Origin of the sequence: Arthrobacter gyeryongensis, assembly GCF_039543785.1 — a bacterium.
GTDB lineage: Bacteria > Actinomycetota > Actinomycetes > Actinomycetales > Micrococcaceae > Arthrobacter > Arthrobacter gyeryongensis.
In genome coordinates this window covers 412,433-437,779 of the sequence record NZ_BAABKK010000010.1, presented here as the reverse complement: position 1 = coordinate 437,779, position 25,347 = coordinate 412,433, and the positions used below count along the sequence as shown (strand labels likewise).

At 62.4% G+C, this 25,347-nt stretch carries 22 protein-coding genes; 15 read left to right on the top strand and 7 right to left on the bottom strand.

Features of this window, described 5'->3' with window-relative positions; genetic code table 11:
• Positions 1–185: 185 nt before the first annotated feature.
• The 6 genes from ABEA18_RS08755 to ABEA18_RS08730 form a co-directional block, all read right to left on the bottom strand.
• The gene (locus ABEA18_RS08755; RefSeq protein ID WP_345448943.1) at positions 186–1,817 is read right to left on the bottom strand and encodes an ATP-binding protein; all 1,632 of its coding nucleotides are present in this window, start codon (positions 1,815–1,817) and stop codon (positions 186–188) included.
• A 56-nt stretch (positions 1,818–1,873) separates the two neighbouring features.
• Positions 1,874–4,093: a S9 family peptidase gene (locus ABEA18_RS08750; RefSeq protein ID WP_345448941.1), complete on the bottom strand. Its 2,220-nt coding sequence runs from the start codon at positions 4,091–4,093 to the stop codon at positions 1,874–1,876.
• A 66-nt stretch (positions 4,094–4,159) separates the two neighbouring features.
• Positions 4,160–4,657, bottom strand: a complete 498-nt coding sequence (locus ABEA18_RS08745) for a hypothetical protein (protein WP_345448939.1) — start codon at positions 4,655–4,657, stop codon at positions 4,160–4,162.
• Positions 4,658–4,715: 58 nt separating this feature from the next.
• Complete coding sequence (locus ABEA18_RS08740; protein ID WP_345448936.1) at positions 4,716–5,702, bottom strand: signal peptidase I; 987 nt, start codon at positions 5,700–5,702, stop codon at positions 4,716–4,718.
• 84 nt (positions 5,703–5,786) lie between these two features.
• Positions 5,787–6,413 (bottom strand): TasA family protein, encoded by a 627-nt coding sequence (locus ABEA18_RS08735; RefSeq protein ID WP_345448769.1) that lies wholly within the window; start codon positions 6,411–6,413, stop codon positions 5,787–5,789.
• Between the two features lie 203 nt (positions 6,414–6,616).
• The gene (locus ABEA18_RS08730) at positions 6,617–7,660 is read right to left on the bottom strand and encodes an LCP family protein (protein WP_345448934.1); all 1,044 of its coding nucleotides are present in this window, start codon (positions 7,658–7,660) and stop codon (positions 6,617–6,619) included.
• Positions 7,661–8,079: 419 nt separating this feature from the next.
• Between ABEA18_RS08730 and ABEA18_RS08725 the strand changes: the two genes are divergently transcribed.
• The 13 genes from ABEA18_RS08725 (at position 8,080) to ABEA18_RS08665 (ending at position 21,413) form a co-directional block, all read left to right on the top strand.
• Entirely contained in the window at positions 8,080–9,042 is a 963-nt protein-coding gene (locus tag ABEA18_RS08725) for a plastocyanin/azurin family copper-binding protein (protein WP_345448932.1), read from the top strand.
• Between the two features lie 196 nt (positions 9,043–9,238).
• A complete protein-coding gene (locus ABEA18_RS08720; protein ID WP_345448930.1) occupies positions 9,239–9,919 on the top strand; it encodes a PAS and ANTAR domain-containing protein in 681 nt (226 codons plus the stop codon).
• 99 nt (positions 9,920–10,018) lie between these two features.
• On the top strand, positions 10,019–12,871 hold the full coding sequence (locus ABEA18_RS08715) for a PEP/pyruvate-binding domain-containing protein (protein ID WP_345448928.1): 2,853 nt from the start codon (positions 10,019–10,021) through the stop codon (positions 12,869–12,871).
• Between the two features lie 611 nt (positions 12,872–13,482).
• Positions 13,483–13,698: a Flp family type IVb pilin gene (locus ABEA18_RS08710; protein ID WP_345448926.1), complete on the top strand. Its 216-nt coding sequence runs from the start codon at positions 13,483–13,485 to the stop codon at positions 13,696–13,698.
• A gap of 50 nt (positions 13,699–13,748) precedes the next feature.
• Positions 13,749–13,976, top strand: coding sequence for a Flp family type IVb pilin (locus tag ABEA18_RS08705; RefSeq protein ID WP_345448923.1), 228 nt, complete (start codon positions 13,749–13,751; stop codon positions 13,974–13,976).
• Between the two features lie 125 nt (positions 13,977–14,101).
• Positions 14,102–14,476, top strand: a complete 375-nt coding sequence (locus ABEA18_RS08700; protein WP_345448921.1) for a TadE/TadG family type IV pilus assembly protein — start codon at positions 14,102–14,104, stop codon at positions 14,474–14,476.
• Entirely contained in the window at positions 14,464–15,498 is a 1,035-nt protein-coding gene (locus ABEA18_RS08695; RefSeq protein ID WP_345448920.1) for a Tad domain-containing protein, read from the top strand. Before ABEA18_RS08700 ends, ABEA18_RS08695 begins: the two co-directional genes overlap by 13 nt.
• A gap of 33 nt (positions 15,499–15,531) precedes the next feature.
• Positions 15,532–16,281 carry a Flp pilus assembly protein CpaB gene (gene cpaB, locus ABEA18_RS08690; protein WP_345448918.1) on the top strand — a complete coding sequence of 250 codons (750 nt, stop codon included), beginning with the start codon at positions 15,532–15,534 and terminating at the stop codon, positions 16,279–16,281.
• The gene (locus ABEA18_RS08685; protein ID WP_345448916.1) at positions 16,278–17,471 is read left to right on the top strand and encodes a CpaE/TadZ family protein; all 1,194 of its coding nucleotides are present in this window, start codon (positions 16,278–16,280) and stop codon (positions 17,469–17,471) included. Before cpaB ends, ABEA18_RS08685 begins: the two co-directional genes overlap by 4 nt.
• Positions 17,471–18,997, top strand: coding sequence for a TadA family conjugal transfer-associated ATPase (locus ABEA18_RS08680; RefSeq protein WP_345448914.1), 1,527 nt, complete (start codon positions 17,471–17,473; stop codon positions 18,995–18,997). The genes ABEA18_RS08685 and ABEA18_RS08680 overlap by 1 nt, the downstream gene beginning before the upstream one ends.
• A 7-nt stretch (positions 18,998–19,004) precedes the next feature.
• A complete protein-coding gene (locus ABEA18_RS08675; RefSeq protein ID WP_345448911.1) occupies positions 19,005–19,937 on the top strand; it encodes a type II secretion system F family protein in 933 nt (310 codons plus the stop codon).
• Between the two features lie 8 nt (positions 19,938–19,945).
• Positions 19,946–20,830, top strand: coding sequence for a type II secretion system F family protein (locus tag ABEA18_RS08670; protein ID WP_345448909.1), 885 nt, complete (start codon positions 19,946–19,948; stop codon positions 20,828–20,830).
• Between the two features lie 127 nt (positions 20,831–20,957).
• The gene (locus ABEA18_RS08665; RefSeq protein ID WP_345448907.1) at positions 20,958–21,413 is read left to right on the top strand and encodes an Hpt domain-containing protein; all 456 of its coding nucleotides are present in this window, start codon (positions 20,958–20,960) and stop codon (positions 21,411–21,413) included.
• Positions 21,414–21,428: 15 nt separating this feature from the next.
• Here the strand turns inward: ABEA18_RS08665 and ABEA18_RS08660 are convergent, their stop codons facing one another.
• A complete protein-coding gene (locus ABEA18_RS08660; RefSeq protein ID WP_345448905.1) occupies positions 21,429–22,259 on the bottom strand; it encodes a response regulator transcription factor in 831 nt (276 codons plus the stop codon).
• 254 nt (positions 22,260–22,513) lie between these two features.
• On the opposite strand from ABEA18_RS08660, the gene ABEA18_RS08655 reads away from it, so the two are divergent.
• Both ABEA18_RS08655 and ABEA18_RS08650 read left to right on the top strand, forming a co-directional pair.
• A complete protein-coding gene (locus ABEA18_RS08655; RefSeq protein ID WP_345448903.1) occupies positions 22,514–24,214 on the top strand; it encodes a sensor histidine kinase in 1,701 nt (566 codons plus the stop codon).
• Positions 24,215–24,470: 256 nt separating this feature from the next.
• Positions 24,471–24,863 (top strand): hypothetical protein, encoded by a 393-nt coding sequence (locus ABEA18_RS08650; protein WP_345448901.1) that lies wholly within the window; start codon positions 24,471–24,473, stop codon positions 24,861–24,863.
• The last annotated feature ends 484 nt before the right edge of the window (positions 24,864–25,347 follow it).

Sequence of the window (25,347 nt, the reverse complement as noted above, 5' to 3'; positions counted from 1 at the left end):
GCACTAGATGTCGTTTAGACGCCTCAAAACGGCATTAACTGCGGGGGCCCACGCCCCCAGGGTTCCCTGGCCGAGCTTGCGAGGCGAGGGTGGCGGTGGGGACTACTTGGGTAGACGATAGAGCAATTCCAAACACCGCCCCGGGCCACCGCCGAGGGGCGGTGTTCTTTTGGACGACCGGCCCCTTAGCTCTCCGTGTCCAGCGGGAGACGGACTGAAACCGTGGTACCCACGCCGAGGACAGACTCGACATCGAGCCGGCCGGAATGGCGTTCCACAATGTCGTGGGCTATGGCCAGGCCAAGCCCGCTCCCGGGGATGGCCGCAGTGGAGGCGTTTGATGCGCGGAAGAACCGCGTGAACACTTGCTCGATTTCGGTTTCGGGGATCCCGACGCCGGTATCCTCCACGCGGACCACCACGCTGGGAACCAAATCCGGTTCCGAGGTGATCCCGCTGCTCACGGCAACGTGGCCGCCGTCGGGCGTGAACTTGATTGCGTTGCTGATGATGTTGGCGAAGACTTGCTCGAGCTTGGCCTCGTCGGCCTGCACAGTCATGGTTCCGGGTGCATGCGTGACGGTAAGGGACAGCGAACGGGAGTCGGCGAGCGGCTGCAAGGTCGAGACAACAAGCCTGAGCAAGGTGCCGACATTCACGCGGCTCAATTGGAGGTCGCCGGAGGTGTCCTGGTGCGAAACGGTGAGCATGTCTTCGATCAGCCGTCGGAGCCGCTCGGCATTTCGTGAAATGACGTCGACCATCCTCCCGACACCCGCGGGAAGAGGCCCACCGGCGCCTGTGCGGATCATGTCGAGATAGGCAGTGATGGACGTCAGGGGAGTTCGAAGTTCGTGGTTCACCGTAGTGAGGAAGTCGGTCTTGGCCTGGTCGAGTTCCTGGAGCTTGTACATGACTTGCTGTTGCGCGCCGATCAGGTGGCTTTGCATCAAGCCGTACGCCAAGTTCCCCGAGACGTGCTGAATCAGGCCTATTTCGGCCCGGGTCCATTCCTGTGCCGTGTCCGGGCGGGCGATCCAGATGACCCCGAGTACGAGATCTCCCTCGCCTACCGGTACCACAACCGAGGCCGACGGCGCCCACGCACCACCCGGCGCGCCCGTACCACCGGAGTCACCCGCGGGAGTCCGTTTCGGGAGCGGCTGCACCTCCGCTTCCGCCCACAACCGCTCCGCCAGTGCGAACCTGGCGATGTCGTCCGTGAGTTCGTCCGGCAGGACACCTGGTACCAGTCCCGGAGCGTTCCATTCCGCCCTCACCTGCGGCACCCGGGCGTCCGGGAAGGTGGTGAACCAGACATGCTCCGCGCCCAAGGCCTCGCCGATTCCATCCACAAGATGCCGGGCAATCAGCCCCGGATCAATGGTGGACCGGATCGCCGCGGACACTTTTCGCAGGCTCTCCCTCAGTGACTCGGCCGCCGAACGGCGGCGCGTCCGTTCGGCGGCACGGGCTATCAGTACCAAGGCCCGGTGCACCCGAAATGCGGGGGGCTGGCCCCGGTAGGTGAAATCAGCAATCGTCCACCCTTCCAGGGCAGCAACATCCAGCTCGTTCTCAGGATCCAGCAGGAGCAAAACCGGAACGCTGTTACGGGGAAGGAACTCCCGGAGGTCGTTGTCCACCACCAGAACGTCGCTCGGTTCGCTTTCCAGCGCGGCCGCAAGGGAACCGGCGTCGTGCGCTGAACGAACCATGAACCCCGCCGCGGCGAGCGCCGCAACAGTCTCTGCGTGACGAACCGGGTCAGGGTCGGCCACCAAAGCCCGGTTTGGCACCGATGCATCGTTAGTCAAGCTGCGCTCCTACTGTTTCGGTTCGGCTCCCTTGGGAGAGCCTACTCTCGAGAACGCTACTTGAGCCCTGCACCGGGCAGCAGATCGACGGCGCCGAGCGAGTCCGCGACGAAGGCATAGTCCCAAGCACGCTCGCGCCACTGGACGTATCGTCCCGAGGCTCCGCCGTGTCCGCCGTCCATCTCGATCTTCATCACGATGGGCGCCACGCCGGTGGTCTCGGAGCGCAGTACCTGGACCCATTTGGCCGGCTCAACGTAGAGCACACGGGTGTCGTTGAAGGACGTGACGGCTGCGATGCGCGGGTACGAAGCCGCGCGGATGTTCTCGTACGGGGTGTAGGACTTCATGTACTCGTACACCTCGGGATCGGTGATGGGGTTGCCCCATTCTTCCCATTCGAGCGCGGAGAGCGGCAACTCCGGGTCCAAGATGGTGTTGAGCGCGTCCACGAACGGCACGGCAGCCACGATCGCCGCGTACTTTTCCGGCGCAAGGTTGGCCACGGCGCCCATCAGCAGGCCGCCTGCGGAGCCGCCCATGGCCGCGATCCGCCCGGGCGCCACCCAACCGGAGGACGCGAGCCAGTCCGTTGCGGCGATGAAGTCCGTGAAGGTGTTCTTTTTGTTGAGCTTCTTGCCGTCGTCATACCAGCGCCTGCCGAGCTCGCCGCCGCCGCGGATGTGCGCGATCACCATGACGATTCCGCGGTCGAGGAGGGACAAACGCGCGACGCCGAAGCCCGGATCCATGCTGACCTCGTACGAGCCATAGCCATAGACCAGGCCTGCGGCGCTTGAGTCTTGCGCAAGGGAGGCATGCCGCAGCACGGATAGCGGCACGCGCGTGCCGTCCGCCGCCGTCGCCCATTCCCGGGTGGCGACGTAGTCGGACGCGGTGTACCCGCCCAGCACCGGGCTTTCCTTGCGCAGCAGCAGTTCGCCTTGCGGCAGCGCGGCGGTGGGCAGCACGAAGTCGTACACCCGCGACGGCGTGAAGTAGGACGTGTACCCGATGCGGATCACGGGCGCTTCATAATCGGTTCCACCCACGCCGGCTGTGTACAGCTCCTCGTCGAAGGCGGGCTCCACAGCTGCGCCCTGCGCGGCGGTTCCCAGCCCGGCGAGCGGCAGTACCTGCACGCGTTCGATCGTGTCCTGCCGTACCGACACCACCAGATGCGTCGAGGTGACGCCCGCGCCGTTGACGCGAACGGCGTCGGAATGCTCGACGACGGTGCGCCAGTGCTGCTCGGCCAGCGGCTTGGCGAACTCGGCCGGGTCCGCGATGGACACCATCGAGTTGATGGCGTCCTTGTTGTGGGTCAGGAGGATCGTCTCAACACCATCGAGCAGGAACGGCTCGGCCTCGTAGAGGATGTGTTCGTCGCGGGAAATCACGGTGGACAGGCCGGCGTCGAAGTCGTCAAAGCGCAGCAGGCGCGTCTCGCTGAATTCCGAGCAGCCGATGCCCAGCACGAGGTACCGCCGGTCGGAGGAGAGCTCGAATCCGAGCCACATGGCTACGTCGTCCTCCTGGTAGATGACCTCGTCCTCGCTGACCGGCGTGCCCAGGACGTGCGACTTCACCTGGTAGGGGCGCCACGAATCGTCGACGACGGTGTAGAAGATCCGGGTGCCGTCGGGGGAGAAGGCCACGCCGTAGAAGATGTTCTCAATGACGTCGGGCAGCAGTTCGCCCGTCCGCAGGTCCTTGATGCGGAGCGTGAACCGTTCCTCACCGGAATTGTCCACGGCGTAGGCGTAAAGGTTGCCGTCCAACGTCACGGCCGTGCCGCCAACGGAGAAGAACGGCTTGCCTTCCGCCTCGGCGTTTCCGTCCAGCAGGACTTCTTCGCCCTGGAGCTCGACGCCGGGTTCCACCGCCGGGGGCGTCCAGTCCGCTACGGGATTGCCCGAGTTCGCCGCCCGGACGCGGCAATGGATGCCGTACTCCTTCCCCTCGACGGAACGGGTGTAGTACCACCAGCCGTCCTTGCGGCTGGGGACCGAGAGGTCGGTCTCCTGGGTGCGGCCCTTGATTTCCTGGAAGATGGCTTCGCGCAGCGGTTCCTGGTGTGCGGTCACGGCTTCCTGGTAGGCGTTTTCGGCCTTCAAATGCTCAATGACCTCGGAGGATTCCTTATCCCGCAGCCATTCGTAGTTGTCCACGAAAACATCGCCGTGGTGCTCGCGGGTGTGCGGCACCTTCTTGGCGACGGGAGCCGTTGGGCCTTCGGCGTGGGATGGCTGGGCGGAACCGGAAGTCTGGGTCATGCTCTCAATATATAGAGCCTGACCGACGCCGGCGCCCGCGTTCGCTGCGGGGGTAGTTGCGTGGCCTTAGGTACAGGTGAACTGGCCCGACATAGGCGTGCCGGTCCAGACGTTGCTGGTGCCGGGTACCATGTACTTGTTTTGTACGGTCCAGGAGTACGTGACCCCCTTGGGGTGAGAGACCGTCGCCATGTAGCTTCCCCCTCCGCTTTGGTTGCTGGTGCCCGTGAACAGGTTGGCTCCGCCGCTAGTTACGGTGAACTGTCCTACGAAACGCGGATCCGCGATCGCCCAGTTTGTGACACTGATGTTGAGGTTCGCTCCCGAGCAGCTCGCGCTGACGGTTGCCGTGGATGCCGGAATCGTGGCGGAGGAGACGGGGAGGGCGGCGCTCGCGGACCCGTTGAACGCGGCCTGCGCGATACCCGGAGCGAACACCAGTACCGCAGCCGCTGCCAGGACCGCGGCGACGCGCCCCAGCGCAGGGGTCTGCGCGGCGTCGGCGGTGCTCCGGCTTCTACGCAAGGTCAGCGGCTTTCTGTCAGGCCCGGTGGTCCATCCCATTCTCACCGCATTCATGCGGTAAAGGCAGCGGACCCGGTTTGGTTCTTTGAAGAGGATTTCAAGCAGCGCGCCGGGCGGTGTGACCGCCCAGGGCTTTTTCCAGCTGTGGCTGGTGCTGGCGGACGAGTTCCCCGGCTTGGATCGCCGCGGTGTGATCGGTTGTGACCAAGGCGTGTTCGAGGCGGACGCAGTGCTCTTCCATCCGGAGCGCCCCTACCATCGAGGAGCTGGTTTTCAGGCTGAGCACCGCATCCATCGCGAGGTCACTGTCGCCAGTGCTCAGTGCGTGGCTGATCTTCTCCACCCGCTGGGGCAGCAGCCTCGCGTAGGCGGCCGCGAACTTCTCAGCGGCCTCCTTGCTCTTCATCTCCCTGGCCAGGCGCTTGAGGGGGCGGCGGTCAAAGGCCGGTAGGGCAGCGCCGGCGTCCACGGCGGCGTCGTCGCCTTCGGGCTTTTTCCGCCAGATGGAGACGAGCACCATGATTACCAGGGCAGCGGGAGCGCCGTACATCAGGACCTTCAGGACAACGGGATCACGAAGGGCGCGGATCGCGTTGCCGAGGTAGGGGACGGTGAACACCTGGCGGTCAACCTGGCCTGCTGCCAGGGTCGCTGTCCAGGGGTCGGCGCCGTTGTTGGCATCGCCCTTGGTGCGGACGGTGGCAGTGCCTTGGTTGTTCACCGTGAGGTCGATGATCCGGTGGGTCTCCACCCGCTGGTCCTCCACCGGAATGTGGTAGGTGATGATGTCCCCGACCTTCAGGTTCTGGACCGCCACGGGAACGGTGACAACCACGTCTCCCGGGTTGATCAGCGGCGACATCGAGCCGGTGAGCATGGTGCTGGTCTGGTAGCCGAGGACTCGGGGCCCGACGGCGAGGAACAGGAACGCAGCGACCGCGGCGACCATCGTCGTGGTCGTGATGACGCTGACCATGGCCCGGGCAACCTTCGACCCAACTCCCGAGTTCTTATCGGTGCCGGGTGTCGCCGTCGTGGTGGCTGTCCGGGAGACCCGCCGTTGGCGTAGCAGTGATGCGGTCATGGCTGGGTCTCCGTTCTTGGGGGAGGCCCTCCGCCGTCGTTTTCAGGGGGGCTCGACGGCGGAGGGCTGGCTGGGGTTGGGGTGTTACTGGGCGGCGGCGGTGCGCTGGGTTCCGGTGAAGGTGAAGGCGATGGTGCTGCTCTGGTTCTGGAGGGAGTTGTCCGCGGTGGCGGGCAGGGTCAGGGTGACGCGGAGGTCGTCGGTGTGTCCGGGTGCGAGCGAGGTGAGGTTTGCCAGGGGGACGTTGGCGCCGATGACGGAGCGGGAGGCCAGGACGGAGGTGATGGTGCCGCCGGTGCAGGCGTAGGTGTAGGCGGTGCCGGTGAGTGTTTCGGTCCACGGGACGGAGCATTCGTCGACGGTCATCTGCAGTCCCATGGTCGGGTCGGTGTCCAGCTTGGAGCCGGGAGCGGTCGCTGCGGTGGTCAGGGTGATCGCGGAGAGGTTCTGGTTTCCGGTGGCGTTGCTCAGGGTGGCTACGCGTTGGACGGTGTCGCCGGGGACCAGGCCGGAGGCGGCGACGCTGAGGCGGTTCGTGGTGCCGGTTGCGCCGAGGGCGATGTTCACGATGCCGGAGGCGACGGTGTTGCTGGCGGAGGTGCTGGAGGTGAAGGCGCCGTAGGTTCCCAGTCCTGCCACGCCGGCAGCAGTGCCGACCAGGGCCAGGGATGCAATGACTTTGCCGGTGGTGGTTTTCAGGTTGAGACCCATGATGTTTTCCGTTTCTTGAAGCCCGTGAGACCGGGACTTTGCTGTCCGATGACCTCTACTTTCCGGCAGGATTTTTAGGAAGCCGCAAGGTTCCCGCAAGCTTTTCTCGAAGATTAGTTAAAGATTGGATCAAGTAGTTTCGAGTGGTGGGAGGCAGGCGGTTGCTGCAACCGGGTAGTGGAAACGAGTAGCCCGTGGCCGGCTCAGTAACCGTGGGCGGCCACATATTCAGGCAGGGTGTCGTCCCGCAGCGCCGCGGCCACTTCTCCGATTCCCGCGTAATCCGGCAGCACGATTGATTGTCCGTCCGGGGAGGTACCCGTGCCCGCAGTGGGCATGGTGAAGAAGACGGAGGCTTTGGGGTCCACGGTGCGGAGTCCGTAGGCCAGGATGGCGACGGCAGCGGGGTCGTATCCCTGGTCCACAGTGAGGTAGTTGGCTGCAAATTGGACGAGTCCCAACACGCCGGCAGGAGTCTGGACGCCCCCGGAAAGCTTGGCCAAGAGGGCGCGGAGGAACGTCTGCTGGTCGCGGACGCGCTGGTAGTCTCCGTCCACGAACGAGTAGCGCTCGCGGACGAACTCCAGGGCGGCTTCTCCGTCCAAGTGGTTGATGCCGGCAACAAAGGTGTGATGGGTGTCAAAGCTGGCGGTGAAGGGCAGTGTGACATTGACGTCGATCCCTCCGAGGCCGTCGGTCAGGACTTTGAAGCCCTCGAAGTCCAGCATGACGGTGTGGTCTATGTGCGTGCCCAACAGCGTCTCGACGGTCCGGACCACCAGGGGGATGCCCCCCACCTCAAGGCTGGCGTTGATTTTGGATGCGCCATAGCCCGGGATGTCCACCCAGTTGTCGCGCATGATCGAAATACCGTAGACCTTGTGCCGGTCTGCTGGGACGTGGATCAGCATCAGGCAATCCGAGCGTTGGTCCGATGATTGCCCCGTTGTGACGGTCTGGTTGTTCTGGTCCCTGGCGTTGGCACGGCTGTCGCTGCCAATCACCAGGATGTTCATGGGGGTCGCGGGAAGCTCGGGGATGGTGGGCGGGGCCGGTGCGGCAGCGGTTGGCGCAGGGGACTTGGTGGGGGATGGAGTATGGGTAGCCGTTGCGCCTGCGGAGGCGCTTGAGGGCGACGGTCCGGACGAGGTCCTGTTGGATCCGGCGATGACCGCGGCCAGAACTACCACGAGGGCCAGCAGAACTGCCAGTCCCGCCGCAAGCCACAGTCGCCGTCGTCCGTTCATGTCCGGAACGTATCACCCAGATGAGTTAAAAACGCGCCAGGGAAGGCCTCATTTCGGCCACAATAATCGCCTGTATGCAGTCCCGGAGTCTCGACAAAATAACGTCCAGGTAGCACGATGAGAGATAAATCTCTCGCCTTCACATGGGCCGGCTTTGCCGTGTCCTTTCGGTTCCGCAATGGGGGGCTCTTAGCCCACGGAGCTGGACGTTATCCCTGCGAGCAAGGGAGGATCCTGCATGGCCCCAACGTCGTGGCACCGCACCGTATGCGGGGGACGGGCGGCAGTTGCGAGCTGAAGTTCATAGGGAATTTAAAAGAAACCGAGTCACCGTCAAACGACGCCATGGTCTCCGGCGCCTCAAAATTTCCAGGCTAATAACAGCCGGTCAGCAAAGATTTTCCTAAGGAATGAGTCTTATGACTGCTCATCCAAAACCCGTCCTACTGCCGCGCCTTCGAGCCCTCATGGTCTTGCTACTTGCCCTCGTGTTGCCGGTGGCCCTGAGTGGCACAGCGGCGGCGGACGGTGGCAAGTCCGCAAGGACGTGGACCGTTCAGGTCGGCTCCGAATCGTCGGACCAGGCCATCCAGGGAATGTCCTTCCTGCCGAAGAACATTTACATCAATGCCGGTGACAAAGTCACCTGGGAGGCCAACGCGGCCGAAATCCATACGGTCACGTTCCTGGCCGAGGGGCAAACCATCGAGTCCACGCAACCTTTTGATCCTTTCAGCCCCCTCTACATATCCGCGCAGGGCGGCACGTCCTACGACGGGCACTCCTATTACAACTCCGGCGTGATGTCGAACGTCTCGAACAGTGGGTTCGCCGAAGTCAGTTCCTACACCTTGAAGTTCCCGGATACAGGCGATTTCACGTACTACTGCCTGGTGCATGGCGCGGCCCAGAAGGGCACAGTCCATGTGCGGGCCAAGGGTACGGACTACCCGTACACCCAGGAGCAATACAACAACCGGGTAGAGCGGGCTGAACGGGCCATCATCCGTGACGGCTACCAGCTATGGAGCGACGCCCGCGACCAGGCGGACAACCACACCGTGATTGCTGGAGCCGACGACGGCGTCGCTATGGTCATGCGGTTCATCGAACCCAAAGTGGTCATTCACGTTGGTGAGAAAGTGAGCTTCGTGAACAACGGCATGGGCGAGCCGCACACGATCACCTTCGGTACCGAACCTGCCAACCCGTTCCCGCCGCTCGGCGATCCAACGAATTACACGGGTGGACAGCTCAATTCAGGCATTTTGCCGCCGGGCGTGACATTCACGGTCACCTTCAACAAGGCAGGCGTGTATGACTACATCTGCGCACTCCACGACTACTTTGGAATGGCCGGCAAGGTGGTGGTGAAGGACTAAGCTCCTGATTTGAGTGCATGCTGGGGCTTGTTTCCCGTTCGGTGGTAGTTTCTTGCATATCCGGTGCTGGTTTACTGCAAGCAACCGACTGGGAACCAAGCCCCGGGTGCGGGCGGGGGCGGACGCGACGGCGCGTGCCGCCGTCGTACGCGTTGTATTCTGTACCCTTAGCTGAATTGATAAGCAACCTTAGGAAATGAGTCTTTGCGCCATGTTGGACAGCCCTCATACGTACTCGAGTGCACTGGGCTCCCCCGGCTTTCCAGCCGGAACCTTCCTTTTTGACCCGCTCACAGGGAAAGCGGAATGGTCCGACGGGCTCTTCAATCTCCACGGCTACCAGCGTGGGGAAGTTGTGCCCACGCTCGAGCTGCTGATGTCGCACAAGCACCCGGATGACAGGCCGCCGGCCAAGGATATCCTGGCCCAAGTATTCCGCGACGGCGGGCATTTCTGCATTTACCACCGGATCATTGATGCGCAGGGACATGTCCGTCGGGTGCTGACGGCAGGGAATGCTCAACTCGGCCCATCGGGGGCCGTCGCGCTCGAGGGGACCACGGTCGACCTGACGTCCACGCTGCGGCGGGAAACCGAGCAGGCGGCGCGTGACGCAGTCGCGGGCGCCAATGCGACGCGGGGCGTCATCAATCAGGCGCGCGGCATCCTGATGGGGCGTCTGCTCCTCAGCTCCGAGGCCGCCTTCAAACTGCTCGCGAGTTGCAGCAGCATGACGAACGTCAAAGTCGCAGTCCTCGCCTCCCACCTTGTTCGCGTAGCCGACACCGATGAGGGGCCGGAAGCAATGGACGAGTTTATCCGTGTTCTCCGGGCTTGCGACCAGGCGGCCGTAAAACGCGCGTTGGGTCCGCAGTAAGAAGCCGCCCGACGCAGCCATCGCCTCCCGCCGGACGGCGTGGCAGTATGTTGTGGGTCAGGCTCGCTGAGGGCGTCTCCGCGACAAGGAGCGACGGTCATGACCTACATCTACAACTTCGCCGATGTGCAAGCAGCCGATGTCGCCGTGGCGGGCGGCAAAGGCGTCGGGCTGGGCAACCTTGTTAGCGCAGGGCTTCCGGTCCCTCCAGGGTTCGTGCTGACCACTGGGGCGTATGAAGCCTTCGTGGATGCCAACGGGATTCAGTCGCGCATCCAGGAACTGGCGTCCCTGCCGTCGGAGGCCGCGCCGCAGGATTACGAGGACGCCTCGGCCGCGATCCGTGCCCTTTTCACCGGCGGCACCATACCTGCGGCCATCGCATACGAGCTCGCCGCCGCCTATGAGGGCCTCCGCGACGACGACGGCGGCTCTCGCGACGGCGGCGCGCCCGACGACGGCGGCTCTCGCGACGGCGGCGGCGGCGGCCGCGACGACGGCGCGCCCGTGGCGGTGCGCTCGTCCGCCACTGCCGAGGACCTCGCCTCGGCCAGCTTCGCCGGGCAACAGGAAACCTACCTCAACGTCCGCGGCGCGGAAGCGTTGGATGCCGCCGTCGTCGATTGCTGGTCTTCCTTATGGACGGCGCGGGCCATGGCCTACCGGAACCGGGAAGGCATCGCACCGGGCGATGTACGCCTCGCGGTAGTGGTCCAGCGGATGGTCGAGGCCGAGTCGGCCGGGGTCATGTTCACGGCCAATCCCGGCAACGGGCGCCGCGACCAGATCGTCATCAGTGCCGCGTGGGGACTGGGGGAGTCCGTGGTCAGTGGAACAGTCACCACGGATGACCTTGTGGTCGAAGCTGGAACAGGCCGCGTGCTTTCGCGCCGGACGGCCGACAAGGAAGTCATGACCGTGTACGCTGACCGCGGTGCGGACGGCGTGTACGCGGACCGCGGTGCGGACGGCGTCCCGGACCAAGGCGCTGCCGACTGCGGGGCCGAGGATCAAGGAGGCACTGCGGAGCGGCCGGTCCCGGCGGCGCTCCGCAACACGGCCGTGCTCGACGACGGAGCTGCCGCCGCGCTGGCCCGCTATGGAACGAGGATTTCGGACTACTTCGGAACTCCGCAGGACATCGAATGGGCACGGGCCGGCGGCAATTTCTTCATGCTGCAATCCCGGCCCATAACGGCACTGCCTGAACCCGTGGCCGACACCCCGGACACCTGGCCGTTGCCCTACCCGAAGGGCCTCTACTTCCGGGCGAGCATCGTGGAACAACTGCCGGACCCGCTCTCGCCGCTGTTCGCCGACCTCATTGACGGTTCTGTGACCCGTTCGCTTAAGGCTCTGATGAACGAAGCCGTCGGGAGCGAAGTCATCCGCGAGGGCGACGTCGGATTGCCCACCATCAACGGTTACGCCTACTACTATTACCGCACTTCGGGAATGTGGCGCGTAATGGGCAAGTCGCCGGCCGCCATGCTCGCCTTGGTTCGTGGCAAGGCGCACATGGGTGTGGCGGGCTGGCGGGAATTCTCGCATCCCCGCTACGAGCGGGCGATCCGGGCCTGGTCGGCAAAGCCTGCGGGGGAGCTATCGGGAGAGGAACTGCTTGAGGGTGTCCGGACGTTGCTGGACGCCGGAACCGTGTACTACACGGCTGTGCAGTCAATCATTCCGATCGCTGCGACGAGCGAAATGGCGTTCCGGGCGTTCTATGACAAACTCATCCGGCGCGCTGGAGATCCCACTGCCGAGACATTCCTCCTCGGCTACGACAGCGAACCCATCCGTGCAGAGAAATCGTTGTACGATCTCGCGTCTTGGGCCCGGGATGTCGAGGGCCTCGCTCCCGCGATCCTCAATCAACCGACGGAGGCGCTGGCCGAGTCGCAGAGAAACTGGCTCCCGCCTGCCGGCATGGACCCCGCCCTTTGGCAGCAATGGCGTCCGCGTTTCCAGGCCCATCTCGATCGCTTCGGCCATGCGGTCTACAACCTGGATTTCGCCAGCCCGGTGCCGGCGGACGATCCTTCGGCGCTGCTGGATACGATGAAGTTCTACCTGCGGGGACAAGGCAACGACCCGCATGAGCGCCAGCGGCTCTCGGCAGCCCGGCGGGAGGACCAAACCGAGCGGATGCTTGCCCGGCTCGGACGGACCCGGCTCGGGCGGACTCGCAAGGCGCCGTTCATCCGTCTGCTCCGGTGGGCGCAGAAGTCCGCACCCGTCCGCGAAGACGCCCTGGCCGACGTCGGGCTAGCCTGGCCGCTGATCCGGCGGTTGCTGCTCGAACTCGGACAACGGCTGGTCTACTCCGGCGTCATCGCCCGTCCCGCCGACGTGTTCTGGCTGCGGCAGCAGGAGCTGCAAAGCGCCGTCGCGTTCGGCCTCGCCGCGCCGCAACCACCGGGCACGGCGGAACCGCCCGCACCCGTGGCGGTGGCAATTACCGGGGCAACGCGCCCTGTCCGCGCCGACGTCGTCGAGGAGCGCAAGATGCTTTGGCGGGGCCAGGCCAAAGCGGCCGCCCCGCAACTGCTGCCGGAGACACGTTGGATGAAGGGCGCATTCGAATCGATGATGCCGGCACACTCCCAGGATCAGCCGGGCGACGTCATCAAAGGAGTCGGCGCCAGTGCGGGCCGCGTCAGTGCTCCTGCGCGAGTCCTCAGCGGGCCCCAGGATTTCGGCCAGATGGCGCCCGGAGAGGTCCTTGTTGCCCGTATCACCACTCCCGCCTGGACCTCGCTGTTCGCGATGGCGTCCGCCGTGGTCACCGACGTCGGCGGCCCATTGAGCCACAGTTCGATTGTGGCCCGCGAGTATGGCATCCCCGCTGTGCTCGGCACCGGAGTCGCCACGCAGCGGCTCACGAGCGGGCAACAAATCACCGTCGACGGCGACGCCGGCACCGTGACCGTCGAGCACCCACCCGCCTAGCGCTGCGCCCCCCCCGACGCCCGCTCACTTGTGTGGGGTTTTGGGCGGACGCTCGCTCACATATGTGGGGTTTTGGGCGGACGCTCGCTCACTTGTGTGGGGTTTTGGGCGGACGCTCGCTCACTTGATCTGAGCTCGGGTCTTGGGATTTGGCCATATATGTGAGCGCGGGTCTTGGGATTTGGCCATATATGTGAGCGCGGGTCTTGGGATTGCGGACCGGTTGCGGTGTATTCCAGCATTTGCGCTAGCATCTCACGTTCGGATGACGGTCTCCTCGGACGCTCGCTCACTTGTGTGGGGTTTTGGGCGGACGCTCGCTCACTTGATGTGAGCGAGGGTCTTGGGATTTGGCCGTATATGTGAGCGAGGGTCTTGGGAGGGCCCGACGGCGGCGGGGCAGTTGCGCTGTTTTCCCACCTTTGCTCGGGCTTGGCGGGGAAGCCCAGGATCGCAGGGTTTCCACAGGTTTGACCCAAGAAATGCGCAGGATCGCGAGTCTTGGCACAGGTTGTCCCAAGGACTGCTCCACGGGGTATTTGGGGTTGCTAAGTTGCTAGAGAGCTGGTGCTGGACCAGCCCATATCTCCCAACTCGCTCAGGAGTTTCACATGTTTGCTTTCTTCTTCAACGCCGCTTCGCGCATCCGTCGTAGCGAAAAGGGCGCCACCGCCGTCGAATACGGCATCATGGTCGCCCTCATTGCTGTTGTCATCATCGTCGCCGTCACGGCGCTGGGTGGGACGGTCAAGAACACCTTCAACCAAGTCCAGTGTTCGATGACCACCGGTAAAACCTGGAACAGTACCACGAACGTTTGCAGCTAGAACGACTGCCTCGTGCGGATCGATAGCACTTTCCTCAGTAAGGAGCCCCAATGCTGTCCGCTTTCCTGAAGTCCGTTTCGCACGCCCGGCGTGACGAAACCGGTGCCACCGCCGTCGAATACGGCATCATGGTTGCGCTCATCGCAGTTGTTATCATCGTCGCCGTGACTGCCCTCGGCGGGACGGTCAAGGACACGTTCACCCAGGTCCAGTGTTCAGTGTCTGGCAAAACTACCTACAGCGCAGGGGCAAGCGCCGGTCAGGGCGCCTGCCCTTAGAAGTCTCCCGGCAAGGTGCCTTGGAAGGCAATACCAGCACACCAAGCAACTCCGGGTGGCGGCAGCATTCACGCGGCCGCCACTCTGCTTGATTCGAAGTATCCGTTCTCTGGGAGGGCAACATCATGCCGAGGTCTTCAGAGCGCGGTGCCGTGGCAGTCGAGTTCGCGATCCTGGCACCGCTCCTGATCATGCTGCTCCTAGGCATCATGGAATTCGGCAGGGCTTACAACGTGCAGGTGTCGCTCTCGAACGCAGCACGGGAAGGTGTCCGGGTCATGGCGATTTCGAATGATCAGACGGCCGCCAAGACAGCGGCGAAAAGCGCGGCAGTGTCGTTGAATCCACAACTAGCGGACACGAACTTCACGTTCAGTCCGACCAGCTGCACGTCCGGTGCCCAGATGTCCGTGACCATCAAGTACACCCTCAGCACCCTCACGGGAATCGCGGGGCCTTTCCCCATGCAAGGAGTAGGAGTCATGGTATGCGGCGGCTGATGGTCCCCAAAAACGACGACGGCGAGCGCGGCGCGATTGCCGTCCTCGTCGCGCTCTTGTTGGTGGTGCTGCTCGGGTTTGCCGCCCTCGCCGTGGATGCGGGAATGCTGTATTCGGAACGGGCGCAAGTGCAGAACGGATCCGATGCCGCAGCCCTCGCCGTGGCGCAGAAGTGCGCCGCGAATACGAGCGATCCGAATTGCTCTACCACCTCCCCAATCGCCTCCGACATCGCAAACAAGAACGCAAACGATGGCTTGAACAACATCAAGTCGATCAATCTGGACCTGACAAACCGGAAAGTCACCGTGACCGCCGGGGCCCAGCAGGCAGGCGGGACGCCGAACGCCGTCTCGCTCTTTTTCGAACGCGTCCTGGGCGTCAACTCCACCAATGTCTTGACCACGTCCAGCGTTCAGTGGGGGAGCGCCGTCGCGGGCAGAACCGCCTTTCCGCTCGCGTATTCCATCTGCCAGGTGCGGGGATATATCGGCGGGGGCCTCCAGCTACTTCAGGATCACGGCTCAGGTGCCAACCCCAGCTGCAATTACGGTCCTTCGGGTGCCACGGTTGCCGGTGGCTACGGTTGGATAGTCCAAGACACCGGTGCGTGTGGCGGCACGATTAACCTCGCTGTCAGCGAAGGCGGGAGCGCCCCTGGTAACAGTTCGCCGGGTAACTGCGCAGCCACCCTTCAAAAGTGGGCAGACACCATCAACGCTGGCCGCGACGTCGTCGTCCTGCTTCCGGTCTTCGACGCCGTTACAGGTACGGGTGCCGGCGCAATTTACCATCTGGTTTCCTTCGCGGCGTTCAAAGTGGCCGGATGGACGTTCAGCGGCAACAACAGTCTTCCGGACAGTTTCCACAACACAAGTCCTGATGTCCCTTCATCAGTTTCCTGCAACGGCAACTGCCGCGGAATCATCGGGAGCTTCATCAAATACGTCTCGCTGGCGGATGGCTACACGCTGGGCCCGGTAGATGCGTTTGGGGCCACCATTGTCCGCATCACTAACTAGTTTTCATCCGTTCTTTGAGCACAGGAGTTGTAAGTGAAGTCACGCTTGTTGGCCGGGTCGGCAGCGGCAGTGCTGGCCCTCGTCGGGGTGATTCTCGTCTTCTCCTACGCTCAAGGCGCGGATCAACGGGCAGTCCAGAACCTGGCCCCTGTTGACGTGTTGGTGGTCAAGACGGCCATCCCGGCTGGCACTTCAGTGGACGCCATGAAGGATTCTCTCGCCACTGAGCAACTGCCGGAATCGGCCGTCCCCAAGACAGCGCTACACAACTTGGGGGACTCAGCAGGCAAGGTGGCCGCCGTCGACCTCGTCCCTGGCGAGACGTTGGTGGCCGAACGTCTGGTGGCCCCGGATGCACTCAAGACCCCAGGGGACGTCAAGGTGCCCGCAGGGCTCCAGGAGGTCTCATTTCAACTGGAACCCCAGCGGGTAGTCGGGGGACTGCTGGTTCCTGGTGACCACATTGGAATATTCATCTCCATGTCGACCGACAAGCCAACTACCGAATTGGCGATTCACAAGGTTCTTGTGACGATGATCCAACGCGCCCCCCAAACAGCCGCGAGTGCACAAGCGACGCCGAGTCCCACGTCCGGTGCTGCCGGCTCCAAGGACAGTGCACTTCCCGCCGGAATCCTCCTGCTGACCGTTGCCGTGAGCGATGTGGACGCATCCAAGATTGTCTTCGCCGCCGAGTACGCAAAGATCTGGCTCAGCAAAGAGCCGTTGGATGCCAAAGACAGTGGCCCCACCCTCATGCAGCAGAGCGGGGTATACAAGTGAGCCGCTTTGTCCTGATTACGCCCAATACCGATTTTGACCAACGGTTGCGCCAAGCTGTCGCGGGTGGCCTCCCCGGAAGCGTGCAGACCTTCTTCACGAGCATTTTGCCGGCTGATCCAGCAGAACTCTTCGGCGCGCTCAATCAGGAACAACTCGAAGTGCTGATCCTGGGGCCCGACGTGCCGGTGGAAGACGCACTGCGCCTGGCCACCGTCTTCGATGTGCAGTTGCCGGAACTGAGCGTCATCCTTGTCAGTGAACTCGATCCCGCGTTCGTCCTCCAAGCCATGCGGTCCGGCATCCGCGACATCATGAGCCCCGATGCGGACCTGGCGCAGATACGGGTCATGCTCGAGCGTGCGTGCCAGTCTTTCGCCAGCCGGCGGCGCACCGGAGAACCCAAACAATCGGGCTCGCCGAAGGGCTTGGTGATTGGCGTCTTTTCCCCCAAAGGTGGCGTGGGCAAGACGACAATCGCCACGAACATCGCCGTGGGGTTGGGCAAGATCGCGCCGATGAGCGTTGTAATCGTGGATCTGGACCTGCAATTCGGTGACGTCGCCTCCGGGCTCTACCTCAATCCGGAGCATACTGTCACCGATGCCGTTACTCCCTCGGCCAGCCAGGATTCCCTGGTGCTCAAGGCATTTCTCACTGTTCACCCGGCAAGCATCTATGCTTTGTGCGCACCGAAGGACCCCGTCGAAGCAGACGAGATCTCTCCGGAACAAGTCGGCAGGCTCCTCGAACAGCTCGCTCAAGAGTTCCAATATGTGGTTGTTGACACGGCACCCGGACTTCCCGAAATCGGGCTAGCTGCCCTCGAGCAATGCTCGGACGCTGTCTGGGTGACAGGCATGGACGTTCCGAGTGTCCGTGGCCTCCGTTCCGGCCTGGACATTCTCCGCAAGCTGAACCTCCTGCCGGAAACCCGGCATGTGGTGCTCAACATGGCTGATTCCAAGTCGGGGCTGTCGGTGCAGGACGTCGAGTCCACCGTAGGCGCCCCGGTTGACGTGAGCATCCCCCGATCGAAGGCTGTAGCGTTCTCCACCAACCGCGGCATTCCCGTGCTCCAGGACTCGGTGAAGGATCCGGCCGTCAAGGGACTCAAGCAACTTGTGGAGCGTTTCAATCCCGCGTGGCGTGCCACAGCACAGCGCAAACTGCACAGAAGGGTGGTGGTCTAATGAAGCTGTCTGAACGCCTGCATGCAGTCGAGGACAAGGCCGAAAGGTCCGCCGGTCCCGGGGTGGACCTTGGCGCGAGTGCGCCCTCTGCGCCTAAACCGACATTCGCCGAGTCCACGCAGCAAGTCATGGCGCATCCCATGGCGAAGTCCGGCAGTGCCGTAAAACCCCACACTTCAGTCAAGCTGTCCGACGTCCCTGACACGCCGAAACTCAGGGCCCAGCAGCCGGTGGATGCCTTCGCTGCCCTCAAAGTCCGCGCAGCCACCGCGTTGTTCGAGCGGTTGGGGGCGAGGTTCAATGATTCGAGCGTCAGCGAACATGAGTTGCGGTCGACTGCGCGGGAAGAACTCACCCGGATCATCGACGCCGAGCAGGTCCCGCTGTCCGCGGACGAGCGCAGTAGGCTCGTCGCCGACGTGGCGGATGACGTCCTTGGCTATGGGCCGCTCCAGCGCTTGCTGGACGATCCAGAGGTCACCGAAATCATGGTCAACCGGATGGACCAGATCTATGTCGAACGAAAAGGCAAGCTGATCCTCACGGACTCCGGATTTAGCTCCGAGGACCATCTCCGGAGGGTCATTGAACGCATCGTTTCGAAGGTGGGCCGCAGGATCGATGAATCGTCCCCGCTCGTTGACGCCCGACTTGAGGACGGATCCCGAGTCAACGCGGTGATCCCTCCGCTTGCGGTGGGCGGCTCGTCGTTGACCATCCGAAAATTCAGCAAAATACCGTTGACCATCAGGAATCTGATCGATTTCGGAACGCTCACGCCCGAAATGGCGGAGCTCCTCAATGCCTGCGTCAAGGCGAAGCTGAACATCATTGTTTCCGGAGGCACCGGAACGGGAAAGACCACGTTGTTGAATGTGCTCTCATCTTTCATCCCGGAAGACAACCGCATTGTCACTATTGAAGATGCCGTGGAACTGCAGATCCAGCAGCAACATGTGGTCAGGCTTGAGAGCAGGCCACCGAACACCGAGGGAAAGGGTGCAGTGACCATCAGGGAGCTGCTGAGGAACTCGCTTCGTATGCGCCCGGACAGGATCGTCGTCGGCGAGGTCCGTGGTGGGGAGTCCCTCGACATGCTGCAGGCCATGAACACCGGCCACGATGGTTCCCTCTCCACGGTGCACTCGAATTCTCCTCGGGACGCCGTGGCGCGCCTCGAAACCCTAGTGCTCATGGCAGGCATGGATCTGCCATTGCGGGCAATCCGTGAGCAAATAGCGTCCGCGGTGAATCTCATCATCCAGATCTCCCGGTTGCGGGACGGAACGCGCCGCATCACACACGTGACCGAGGTCCAGGGCATGGAAGGTGACATTGTCACCCTTCAAGACGCCTTTGTTTTCGATTACTCGGCAGGCGTCGACGCCCACGGAAGGTTTCTTGGAAGGCCGGTCCCAACGGGTATCCGTCCGCGCTTCATCGACCGCTTCGATGACTTGGGCATCCATGTATCTCCCGGAGTATTCGCCGCTCCCTTGGCAACAGCAACAGCAGCAAGGGCGTGAGCGGAAAATGATGCTCTTGACCGGAATGACCCTGATGTTTTCAGCCATCCTGCTCCTCGGCGTGGCGGTGATCCTGCCGAAAACCCCGGAAGTTCCGTTCGATCGACGGCGGCCTTACCACGTAGGATCAGGCTCCCAGCTGACGCGTTTCGCAGGATCTGCCGCCGATGTAGTCGATGGGGTATTGACCAGGCGCAACGTCCGGCTCTTCAATCGTGAACAACTGGAGAATGCCGGGCTGCGAATGAGCCAGGCGGACTTCTTCATCCTTGTAATTGCCGGCGCATTCGTGGGTGCCTTGATCGGGCTGGTCATCGGCGGTCCGTTGGTGGCCATCCTGTTCTTTATCCCGGCGCCCTTCGTGGCACGGATCATCGTGAGCTCCCTCGCCGGTAAGAGGCGTGCGAAGTTCGATGCTCAGCTTGGGGACACCCTCCAACTACTGGCTGGTGGCTTGCGGGCCGGGCACAGCATCCTCCGTGCCATCGACGCTGCCGCCACAGAATCCGCCAGCCCAACGTCCGAGGAAATGCGCCGGATCATTACAGAGACGAGCCTTGGCCGCGATCTTGAGGCATCGCTTACCGACACAGCGGAGCGAATGCAGAGCGAAGACTTCGTGTGGATAGCGCAAGCCATTCAAATCAACCGCGAGGTGGGCGGAAACCTTGCGGAGGTCCTGGACCAAGTCAACGAGACCATACGCGAACGCAGCGAGATCAAGGGACATATCAAATCCTTGGCCGCGGAAGGAAAGTTTTCGGGATACATCCTGATGGCCCTTCCCTTCGGCATCGTCACCATGCTCTTGCTTGTCAACCCCGGCTACATGAACGTGATGTTCACCCAGCCGCTTGGTTGGGGAATGATCGGGTTGTCAATCATTCTCATGACGATCGGCGGTCTCTGGATGCGCAAGATCATCGACTTGAAGTTTTGAGGTGACCCGTGAATCCCTCTCTCCTTGTCTCCCTCCTCCTGGTTCCTCTGCCTATCGCCTACCTCGCCTGGTCATTCCTGTCGGTTGATCGCAAGGCCCAAAGTGCCGTCCGGGATCTCTTGACTCGGGGTCAAGACATTGCGGAAGCTGGCCCACAAAGTGGTGGCAGTGCACTCGAGCTCATTGGCTATCGCCTGACTCCCGGCAGCTACGTCCAGAAGCTGGACCGGCTGCTCTCGCTGGCCGGCCGGCCGCCGTCGCTCCCTTTGGGGCGCGTCCTCGCGGCCAAGCCCCTGCTCGGATTGTTCGGCGCACTTTTTGGAATTCTCATTAGTGCCAACAGCTCGAGCGGAATCCTTAAGCTCGTGGGGATATTTGTTGTATTACTCGGGTACTTTATCCCGGACCTAATGCTGTACAGCAAAGGGCAAGAACGTCAAAAGGCCATGCAATTGGAGCTCGCAAATACCATGGACCAAATGCTGATATCGGTCGAGGCGGGCCTCGGTTTTGAAGGAGCAATGGCTCGGGCGGGCGAAAACGGGAAGGGGCCGCTGGCCGAGGAGTTGGTGCGGACGCTGCAGGACATGCAGGTTGGACGGAGCCGCCGCGAGTCCTATCTGGCGTTGGCCGAACGAACCAACGTTCCGGAGCTCCGAAGCTTTGTGCAGGCCGTGATTCAGGCAGACACTTACGGCATTGCCATCAGCCGGGTCTTGAGGGTCCAGGCGAAGGTCATGAGGGTTAAGCGCCGCCAACGTGCCGAAGAGAAGGCGATGAAGCTTCCGGTGATGGTTCTCTTCCCCCTTCTGCTCTTCATTTTCCCCGTGTTGTTCATCGCCATCCTGGGGCCGGCGGTCATCAATGCTATAGCCACCTTCAGCGGAGGCTAAGCGTAATATCACATTCCAAGGATGGGGTGTGCTGGATGAAAAGGAGTTAAATCAAGAAAGGCCTAAGATTTCCTTAAGATAGCCATAAGTTCGGTTTTTTCCGGAATTCAGAAAGTAGCATTGGGCTATGTTCAGTTCAGGTTCCAGCGAGGTCAACGAGGATTCAGATCCGAGCCATCCGGGCTCGGTCGACGACTCCAATGGGCTGCCCGTCGTCCCGCTTACCGAACATCCCATACTGGACCTCGCGGAGTTTCAACTCCTGGAAGACCAAGTGGACAATCCGCTGGTCGCACGCACGTTTGCCGGCGACTTCGCAAAACTCTGGGCCAAGCGATACGAAATCCTCGCGACCGCCGTCGAGCGCGGCGACGTGGCCGCGGCCCTGAACGCGGTCCTAAGCCTCAGGACCTCTTCCATCATGGTTGGTGGTGTTCGCCTCGCAGTACTTGCAGCGCAACTGGAGGAACGCATTCGAAAACGTGAATTGCGTGAGGCCCGGCCCCTGCTCAAGGAACTTGCTGAATGCGGGCACCTGACTGTCCGGGAACTAAAGGACAGTTACGTTCTCCGGAACGATTGACGCCGGCTCGCTTAATTAATCCGATCTTTTCGGCGTCAGCCGATAGCCGACTCCCCGGACAGTCTGTAGAAAGCGTGGAGATTGTGGATCTTCGCGAAGCTTTCTGCGGAGGTTCCCGATGTGGGTCTCAACTGCGCGTTCGTCGGCGTCGCTGATGTACGCATCGTCGTCGTAGTAGTCACCGCGCGCAGCCCGTACGAGATCGGCGCGCGTCCGCACCTCGCCTTTGGCCCGAAGCAGGTCAAAGAGGAGATCGAATTCGCTTCTCGTCAACGTCAGGGCCGAACCTTGAAGCGTCACCGTGCGTGATTTGTAGTTCAAGGCCAAGCCATTGTGCTTGATCACCGCTTGGTCGGCTTCGGCTGAGCGGGCGGGAGCGTAAGCACCCCCGTCAAAACGGGCCGAACCGCCGTCGGGACCGGCTAAACGGTCGGGACCCCCGCGATCCTCCTCCGGCAACGCAAGCCTGCCTTCCGCGCGAGGCCGCCGCATCATGGCGGTGACGCGGGCCCTCAATTCACGAGGCAGGAACGGTTTCTTGACGTAGTCATCCGCGCCGGTCAGGAACGCCGTCAACGTGTCCGGCTCGTCGCGCCTGGCCGTCAGCATCACGACATATGCGTCGCTGAATTGCCGAATCCGACGCAGGACTTCGTGGCCGTCCATGTCCGGAAGCCCGACGTCGAGCGTCACCACGGAGGCATGGTGGTCCCGTACGACCTCCACCCCTTCGCGTCCGGTGGCGGCAGAATGCACCACAAATCCAGCTTCTTTGAGGATGGCGTCAACCAGATTTCGTACATCTTCGTCATCCTCAATGACTACAGCTACCCCAGGCTCGCTCATTGGACATCCTTGAGGGTGCACATCGCCGCACAGCCCAGCGCAATGCGGTAAATGCCACCCAAATACTCACGATACAAGCATTGAAGCCATCTGGCATCTAATATGTGGATTAAGCGCTGCTCCGAACTTCCAGTTGGATCGTTCGGGGCGTCGTATTGTGGTTCCTTGGGGGGAATAGTGGGTTCCGTGCGGTTCCTTTGGGCATCGCGTGGAGCAGTAATTGGTTCGCGAATCTCCAACGAAGGGTCTCGACTTTGAGTGAGCAGCCATTTTTCCGCGCGGCCGCGCGTTTCTTCAGGAAACTCACGCCTCGCGCCCGGCTGGCTGTCTGTGAATTGCCACTGACGCTCATCATCGCGGGCTTGGCAATCGCGGCACCTACTGTTTGGCCAGGGTTGACCCAAAATTGGTTGTTCGTTACTGGAGTCCTTCTCCACGGCGTCCTGTTCCTGGGATGCCTGCTGGTCCCTTGGGAGCGATTGTCGCCAAGCGCGGGCCTGGCAATCCCTATTTTGGATTTTGTTGCCCTATGGTTCACTCGAAACGGCGCCTTCAGCGCGGTGCCGGGCCTCATCACGTTGGCTATCTTTCCCGTGATCTGGTTGTCTGCCTCGGGCATGCTTTCCAGGACAAGCCTGATCCTCAGCTTTGTGGGTCCTTTCCTCATCGCGATTCCGCCGGTCATTTCGCACATGCCCCGTCCGACGTCGTCAGACATTTCTTCAGTACTGCTTTTACCCCTCATGATGTTTGCAATGGCAGTCTCCATTCGTCTGGCCGGCTCAAATGCCCGTCTGCAGCAACGGCGGGTAAGCCAGCGGGATCAGGCCCTGCGGCAATTGTTGGCCGCGAGCAGGGAGCGGGAAACACTGCTCAAGACAATCCTGGACACCATCGACGTCGGAATTATCGCCGTCGATTCGAAGGGCGAAACCCTCCTGATCAACAACCAACAAAAGGCATTCCTGAAAATGGCAATGCCCGCGGAAGGCCCGCGGGGGACCGCGGAACAAGACTGGCTGGTTTTCGGCCAGGACCGGCGAACGCCCGTTCCCCGTGAAAAGGGCCCTGTTCGGAAGGCCGTTCAAGGGGAAACATTTTCCGACTATCTCCTTTGGTTCGGCGCCGGTACCGGCCAACGGGCCATCTCAACCGCCGCGCGGGGTATGAAGAGCGAGCTCGACGACGGGTTTGGTGGTGCGGTGATCGTTTTCAAGGACGTGACGGATGTTGTCGATGCACTTGCCGCCAAGGACGAATTGGTTGCCAACGTGTCTCACGAATTCGGTTCGCCGCTGACATCGATCCTGGGCAACATCGATCTTGTGCTGCGCGGCGCCCAGGAGCTCCAACCGGGAACAAGGCTTGGCTTGGAAATTGCGGAGCGGAATGCCGAGCGGCTCCGGGCCTTGGTGGAGGACCTGCTCTCGTCCGCCGCGGCGGTAGAGAGCGTGCATCTGCGGCGTACGGATTTGGCAGGGTTGGTCGAAAACAGCCTGGTTTCTGCACGGGCTCAGGCCGACGCCGCGCACGTGGGCCTCGTCGCCGACGTTCCGGCACCCCTGTGGGCGAACGCCGATCCCTTGAGGCTAGGACAGGCCTTGGACAATCTGGTATCCAACGCGATCAAGTATTCACCTGGTGGCGGACTGGTGACCATAAGGGCCGAGCGGAACGATGGTTGGGTCCAGCTTGAAGTGAAGGACACAGGAATGGGCATGACCACCGACGAGTCGGCCAGGATTTTCACCCGGTTCTTCCGGACAAACGCAGCCCGTCAAGCCGCGATACCCGGCGTCGGCCTCGGGTTGTCCATTACCAAGTCCATCGTCGAACGACACGGAGGCAGCATCTCCTGCAGCAGCGAGCCCGGCAGTGGAAGCACCTTCACCGTGGCGCTGCCGGCTGGCCCGCCCCAGGAGCCGTCACAGACAGGCGCGCCGGCACTGTATTAGGCCGGCACGGTATTAGGCCGGCACTGTATTAGGCCGGTCGCCGGACCGGGTAACTGGCCGCCGTGCAAGTATTCGGGCGAGAAAAGTAGAGTACCCACTACTCGTGACCGGCCCTGGAGCCAACGGATTGAATGGAACGCAGTTGGTCTCAATGTAGTTCCTGGTCTCTGGGGGTCATCCGTATGTGTGTTTCCTGCAATCCTGTTGTGTCCTTTCCGCGTCCGATAGCGACGGGGGCAGTCCGTTGAGCGCGGGGATGGAATCCGCTTCCATGTTCGCCGGGTCGTTGCCCGGGCTCATTCTGATGGACTTCGGCCAGGCAATGGTGGTGGTGTGCGTGTGTTTCGACATGGTCCGTGCCGTGTCCGTGCCGCGGTCGCATCGGCGTTATGTCGCCAACACCATCTTCAAGACCCTGGCGGTCCCGTCGATTCTCGTCATGGGCGTCAGTGTGCTCGCCAAGGCAATCCAATGGAATTGGTCGGACGTGGCCATGGGCGTTTTCGTGATCGTGATGATCATCTTCCGCTGGCACCAAGACAAGGACGAGGACAACTGGTGGAAGGGCAAAGGCAAGAAGCTTGCCCGCTGGGCGCGGAAGCAACTGACACCGCGACCCGCCTTGGTTCCGGTATCGGCCGCCGCCTGAGTGCCACGCCTCCTCACGACGCTCGCTCACAAACAAGCCCTTCCGGCCCGACGCTCGCTCAGATGATCTGAGCGAGCGTTTCGGTGTTTGGCCATATATGTGAGCGCGCGTCGGGGGAAAGCGCCTTAGATGTGAGCGAGCGTCGGGGGAGAGCCCTCTACGTCTGAGCGAGCGTTTCGGCGTTTGGCCATATATGTGAGCGAGCGTTTCGGTCGATGTGCCGGGAACAGTCTTTTAGCGCCCGACGGCGGCAGTCCCGTTTCGCCGTCGTCTCGCCTTTGTGCCGTTCCCCCTCCGACGCTCGCTCACAAACAAGCCCTTCCGGCCCAATGCTCGCTCACATGATGTGAGCGCGCGTCGGGGGAGAGAGCCTTATATGTGAGCGCGCGTCGGGGGAGAGAGCCTTATATGTGAGCGGGCGTTGTGTAGACCCAGCCCCGCCGACCCGAACGCTTGACGCATCTCGCGCCTTCCGCATATTCTG

Coding starts and splice junctions, on each gene's coding strand:
- ABEA18_RS08730 (WP_345448934.1), bottom strand. CDS start 7,660: ATGAACGGACGACGGCGACTGTGGCTTGCGGCGGGACTGGCAGTTCTG.
- ABEA18_RS08695 (WP_345448920.1), top strand. CDS start 14,464: ATGCGGCGGCTGATGGTCCCCAAAAACGACGACGGCGAGCGCGGCGCG.
- ABEA18_RS08745 (WP_345448939.1), bottom strand. CDS start 4,657: ATGGGATGGACCACCGGGCCTGACAGAAAGCCGCTGACCTTGCGTAGA.
- ABEA18_RS08740 (WP_345448936.1), bottom strand. CDS start 5,702: ATGACCGCATCACTGCTACGCCAACGGCGGGTCTCCCGGACAGCCACC.
- ABEA18_RS08650 (WP_345448901.1), top strand. CDS start 24,471: ATGGAATCCGCTTCCATGTTCGCCGGGTCGTTGCCCGGGCTCATTCTG.
- ABEA18_RS08675 (WP_345448911.1), top strand. CDS start 19,005: ATGATGCTCTTGACCGGAATGACCCTGATGTTTTCAGCCATCCTGCTC.
- ABEA18_RS08710 (WP_345448926.1), top strand. CDS start 13,483: ATGTTTGCTTTCTTCTTCAACGCCGCTTCGCGCATCCGTCGTAGCGAA.
- ABEA18_RS08705 (WP_345448923.1), top strand. CDS start 13,749: ATGCTGTCCGCTTTCCTGAAGTCCGTTTCGCACGCCCGGCGTGACGAA.
- ABEA18_RS08750 (WP_345448941.1), bottom strand. CDS start 4,093: ATGACCCAGACTTCCGGTTCCGCCCAGCCATCCCACGCCGAAGGCCCA.
- ABEA18_RS08700 (WP_345448921.1), top strand. CDS start 14,102: ATGCCGAGGTCTTCAGAGCGCGGTGCCGTGGCAGTCGAGTTCGCGATC.
- ABEA18_RS08680 (WP_345448914.1), top strand. CDS start 17,471: ATGAAGCTGTCTGAACGCCTGCATGCAGTCGAGGACAAGGCCGAAAGG.
- ABEA18_RS08660 (WP_345448905.1), bottom strand. CDS start 22,259: ATGAGCGAGCCTGGGGTAGCTGTAGTCATTGAGGATGACGAAGATGTA.
- ABEA18_RS08735 (WP_345448769.1), bottom strand. CDS start 6,413: ATGGGTCTCAACCTGAAAACCACCACCGGCAAAGTCATTGCATCCCTG.
- ABEA18_RS08720 (WP_345448930.1), top strand. CDS start 9,239: ATGAGTCTTTGCGCCATGTTGGACAGCCCTCATACGTACTCGAGTGCA.
- ABEA18_RS08665 (WP_345448907.1), top strand. CDS start 20,958: ATGTTCAGTTCAGGTTCCAGCGAGGTCAACGAGGATTCAGATCCGAGC.
- ABEA18_RS08725 (WP_345448932.1), top strand. CDS start 8,080: ATGACTGCTCATCCAAAACCCGTCCTACTGCCGCGCCTTCGAGCCCTC.
- ABEA18_RS08715 (WP_345448928.1), top strand. CDS start 10,019: ATGACCTACATCTACAACTTCGCCGATGTGCAAGCAGCCGATGTCGCC.